Here is a 3,409-nt window from a genome sequence, read left to right as displayed (position 1 = left end):
CCGCGATGACCACTGCTCTGCACATCTTCATTGTCTCCTTCTCTCTATAAAAATTACCATAGCAGGATATGAAAAGTCTATCATCCTCCCATACCTTACGGGATTTATCTCTCTGCCCTCAGCTCTCCGCTCTTTGCTGCATTTCTCTCATGATTGTCTGTTTCGATAATCCTTATAACCGAATCTCTTCACCACTTCCACCCTCCCCCCGCGTCTTATCACCGCAATATCGGGCAAGTCAATTCCGTTAAAGGTGGTGTTTTTCACTATGCTGTAAAGCGCCATGTCGGTAAAGACCAGCCTGTCTCCTCTTTTCAGCGGCTCATTGAAGGAATAATCGCCTATCACATCCCCGGCAAGACAGCTCGGTCCGGCAAGCCTGTAGGTAAATGGCTTTACATAGGGCTCCGCTGAATTCATTATGTTGGGCCTGTAAGGCATAAGCAGCACGTCCGGCATATGCGTCTCTGCTGACACGTCCATGATCGCGATCCCTTTCCTGTTTTTTACAATGTCCAGCGCAGAAGAGACCAGGACTCCCGCATTCAGGACGCTCGCTTCACCAGGTTCGAGATATACCTGCACCCCATATCTTTTTTTGAACACATTGATGAGTTTGATGAGACGCTCCAGATCGTAATCGTCACGCGTTATGTGGTGGCCGCCCCCGAAATTTACCCATTTCAATCCTTTGATGCATTGTCCATAGAGTTTTTCAAAGGATCTAAGGACCCTTTCAAGGACGTCTGAGTTCTGCTCGCACATGGCATGAAAATGAAGCCCGTCGACCATCTCTCTGTACCCCGGGAATTCCCTTTCAAATGCATTATAGACCACACCCAGCCTCGAATTGGGCGCACAAGGGTTATACATCTCTGTGGTGACCTCAGAATAACCTGGATTGACCCTTACACCGATCTCCAGGCCTTCTTTCCTTGCCAGCGGTCCATATTGCTGAAGCTGGTAAAAAGAATTGAATATGACAACATCGGAGTACTCCAGTATCTGCCTGATCTCTTTTTCTCTGTATGCCGCCGAGAATGTATGCACCTCTTTCCCGAACTCCTCGTAACCGAGCCTCGCCTCATGAAGTCCGCTCGCGCATGTTCCATCGAGATACCTGCTCATCATCGGAAAGGTAGCGAACGATGCATACGCCTTCAATGCGTGCAGTATATTGCAGCCTGTACGGTCTTTTACATACTGCATGACCAGCATGTTCTCCTCGATAAGGGTTTCATCCAAGAGGTAAACGGGCGTTGATATATCGCCTTTCGCAATAGCAAGAAATCGTTTATCCGCCGCCTTGAAACTTTTCCTCTTTGACTCTTTAATCAACTGAGTCAATGCCTTGAGCCCGTTTTTGTCCAGCGCCCCCAGTACCTTCCTTCTCGCCTCTGCGGATAACGCGTGGTACCTGCCCGCAGCGACGATATCCTTCGCCGCAACCGCCCCGATCATCTCTTCGATCTTTTTTTCAATACTCAACGTTTTCCAACCTGGCAAATCACTATCATAACATTTTGCACCCAAAAACATCTCCGGGTCAGGATCACTAAGGAAAGTCCGGTTTGGTTATTGAAAAATTGGTTATTGGGTATTATTTGGAGCTTGGTTATTGGTGATTGGTTATTCATTGACTATCCTGTCTGCTACTTGCTGTCTGTCAAGTTCTTGCTCTGAGCCATGGGCTATTAACCATGTTCATCTCACATTTTGTCCGGTAGCGGTTCATGCTCGACCACCTTCCACGGCAGCCCGTATCTGTTGAGCGCCTCCATGAATTTGTCCGGATCCATCTGTTCCATGTTGTAGACCCCTGTCCCTTGCCAGACACCGGTGAGCACCAACATCGCCCCGATCATCGCGGGGACACCGGTCGTATAGGCTATTGCCTGCGTTCCGGTCTCCCTGAAGGCCTCTTCATGGTCGCAGACATTGTAGATATATTTTGTTATTGTCTCCCCGTCCTTTTTGCCGGTCATGATGTTGCCGATGACCGTCTTCCCCGTATATCCTGTTCCGAGAGAGGCAGGTTCGGGCAGCAGGGCCTTGAGAAACTTTACCGGGACTATTGCGCGCCCTTCGTAGTCAACCTCGTCTATCCGCGTCATGCCCACGTTCCTGAGCACCCTCAGGTGGTTGAGATAATTATCTGAGAACGTCATCCAGAACCTGGCCCTTTTCAGTCCCCGTATATTCAGGGCCAGTGATTCCAGTTCTTCGTGGTAAAGAAGATAGCTCTCTTTTATTCCCGCCACCGGGTAATCAAAGCCGAAATGTACGCTGCCCTCCTCGATGATCGCAGGCGTCTCGACCCACTTGCCGTTTTCCCAGTGTCTCACCGTCTGTGTCACTTCCCGGATATTGATCTCAGGGTTGAAGTTCGTCGCGAAGGCATGACCGTGGCTTCCGGCATTGCAATCCAGTATGTCTAAGTAATTGATCTCGTCGAACAGGTGTTTCTGCGCATAGGCGGTATAGACATTCGTCACGCCGGGGTCAAATCCCGAACCGAGGACCGCCATGATCCCCTTTTCTTTAAACCTCTCCTGGTATGCCCATTGCCAGCTGTATTCAAAGTGCGCCTCATCCGGCGGTTCGTAATTTGCCGTGTCCATGTAATTGACCGCTGTCGCGAGGCACGCATCCATTATATGCAGATCCTGATAGGGGAGCGCGAGATTAAGGACGAGGTCGGGCCGGAATAAATTGATCAGGGCTGTCAGTTCCGCTACATTGTCGGCATCCACATGTGCCGTCTCTATGTCCCTGCCGTATCTCTGCCTGATATCCTTCTGTATTGCTTCACACTTTGAGTACGTCCTGCTCGCAACCATTATCCCCTTGAACACCTCGGGCACCTGCGCGCATTTGTGCGCCGCAACTGTAGCGACTCCCCCGGCCCCGATGATCATTATCCTTCCGCTGTTCCTCGCATTGTTCATAAAAATAGTCTCCTGATTATCAAATTCCGCTTACTCCGTTTTATATTGAATCTCTCTCATGCCTTCCAGTGCTCACGTAGATATAGCTTAAGAGCGTGTAGATCAATTTCGCGGCCAGGAAATCGGGAGCCCTGGAAGATGACGGGCAAAGCTCAACAACATCAAACCCGACGATCCGTTTTGATCCCGCAACAGAAGAGAGGAGCTTTATAACCTGATACCAGCCTAAGCCCCCCGGCTCCGGTGTCCCCGTTGACGGCATGATACCCGGATCAAAGACATCAAGATCAATGGTGATATAAACGTTATCAGTGAGCAAAGAAACTACGTCATTTATCCATTTGTCGGAATTGTGTATTGTGTGCGCAAAAAACATCCTTTTACTGTCGATGCCCGGGCGTTCCGAGGCATCCATGCTGCGTATTCCCACGGAGACGATGTTCCTGGTAAATTCCCTTACA

Annotated in this window: 3 protein-coding genes; all 3 read right to left on the bottom strand. The window is 49.8% G+C overall.

The genetic code is table 11. The annotated features are described in order from the left end of the window. Positions 1-147: 147 nt before the first annotated feature. Entirely contained in the window at positions 148-1,488 is a 1,341-nt protein-coding gene (nspC, locus tag PHU49_16080) for a carboxynorspermidine decarboxylase (GenBank protein MDD5245528.1), read from the bottom strand. 221 nt (positions 1,489-1,709) lie between these two features. Further along, positions 1,710-2,948 carry a saccharopine dehydrogenase family protein gene (locus PHU49_16075; GenBank protein ID MDD5245527.1) on the bottom strand — a complete coding sequence of 413 codons (1,239 nt, stop codon included), beginning with the start codon at positions 2,946-2,948 and terminating at the stop codon, positions 1,710-1,712. 40 nt (positions 2,949-2,988) lie between these two features. Beyond that, on the bottom strand, positions 2,989-3,409 hold a 421-nt coding region (locus PHU49_16070; protein ID MDD5245526.1), incomplete at its 5' end, for an arginase family protein.

The sequence above is a fragment of the Syntrophorhabdaceae bacterium genome, from assembly GCA_028713955.1.
GTDB lineage: Bacteria > Desulfobacterota > Syntrophorhabdia > Syntrophorhabdales > Syntrophorhabdaceae > UBA5609.
Note: the sequence above shows the minus strand (reverse complement) of the source record. Positions and strands in the feature narration are given on the sequence as shown.

What these genes read in the sequence shown, in the direction of transcription:
- PHU49_16075 (MDD5245527.1), bottom strand. Translation starts at nt 2,948, where the DNA reads ATGAACAATGCGAGGAACAGCGGAAGGATAATGATCATCGGGGCCGGG.